A 1,374-nucleotide genomic window follows, 5' to 3' on the forward strand; every position below is an offset into this window, starting at 1 on the left:
CCGGTCGGCGATCTGCGGCCGATCGTTGCGGCCATCGGGGACGCCGAGGTGGCCGGTGTGGGGGAGGCGACCCACAACTCGCGGCAGTTCTTCACCTTCCGGGACCGGCTCTTCCGCCATCTGGCCGAGAAGAAGGGCTACCGGACGTTCGTCCTGGAGACCAACTGGAGCGCCGGGGTACGGATCGACGCGTACATCCGCGGCGGCGAAGGCGACATCCGCCGGATCATGCGCGAGGAATTCCAGAACTCCTACCGGCTGTGGAACACCCGGGAATACCTGGACCTCTTCGCATGGATGCGGGCCTACAACCAGCGGCACGACCGGCAGATCCGTTTCGTCGGCAACGACATCGCCCTCGCCGGACCCGTCCTGTTCGACAAGGTGACCTCCTACGTCCACGACCGGCACCCGGACCTGCTACCGGAGGTGGCGCGGCTGTACGCCGGGCAGCGGCCGGAGGGGTCCGTGGACGAGGCCATGGAGAAGTACATGGGCCTGCCCCTCGCCGAGCGCCGCGACATGCACCGCCGGGCGGGCGCCGCGTACGAACTGCTGCGCGACCGGCGCCCCGCGGGCGGCGGCGCGGCGTACGAACTCGCGCTCCAGCACGCCCGCGTCATCGCGCAGGTCGCCAGGATGTACGCCTTCGACTTCGACGACCCCGTGCTCGTGGCCGGGCACAACGCCCACCTTTCCTACGAGCCCATCGACCCCGAGCAGTTCCCCACGACGGCCGGTGCCGTCCTGCGCGAGCGGCTCGGCGGGCGGTACGTCAGCCTCCGGACGACGTTCGACCGCGGCTCGTTCAACGCGATCGGGGCGGGCGGGGAGTTGGGCACGTTCACCGTCGGGCCGGCCCCCGCCGGGAGCAACGAGTACCTGCTCGACCAGGTCCCGTACCGGGACTTCGCGCTGGATCTGCGCACCGTGGGCGAGCCCGCCCGCGGGTGGCTGACCGAGGAGCCACCCGGCTGACAACCGCCACCGGCCGGCCGATGGCGGTTGTCAGGCGATTGTTTTCCAACATTGCGCCGGGCGTCTTTTAATTCCCCTGACTATTCACCAGCACCCTTTACCGACCGGCAACTAAAAGGTCGAATCAGGGCGTTGACTTAGTAACACCCGTGGTTTTACATGTGCGGCACGAGCTGGACAGGAAGGCCACGCCATGCACCCCCACGAGCAGGCGACCGTCGCCGCCCCCGCAGTGCCCTCCGCCGAGGACACCGGTGTGCTGCGGCAGTGGGCTGCCGAGGGCGGGGCGCTCGAACTGCGGGCGCGGATCGTGCTGCTGGCCGGGCAGGGCATGCGGGACACGGACATCGCCCGGCGGCTCGGCGTCTCCCGGCAGACCGTCGGCACCTGGCGGCA

At 69.9% G+C, this 1,374-nt stretch carries 2 protein-coding genes; both read left to right on the forward strand.

Features of this window, described 5'->3' with window-relative positions; genetic code table 11:
- On the forward strand, window positions 1–978 hold a 978-nt coding region (locus tag H5J30_RS33400), incomplete at its 5' end, for an erythromycin esterase family protein (protein ID WP_258563669.1).
- Between the two features lie 193 nt (window positions 979–1,171).
- A partial coding sequence (locus tag H5J30_RS33405; protein WP_181791482.1) for a helix-turn-helix domain-containing protein occupies window positions 1,172–1,374 on the forward strand: 203 nt, incomplete at its 3' end.

Source organism: Streptomyces phytophilus (assembly GCF_013870535.1).
Classification (GTDB): Bacteria; Actinomycetota; Actinomycetes; order Streptomycetales; family Streptomycetaceae; genus Streptomyces; species Streptomyces phytophilus.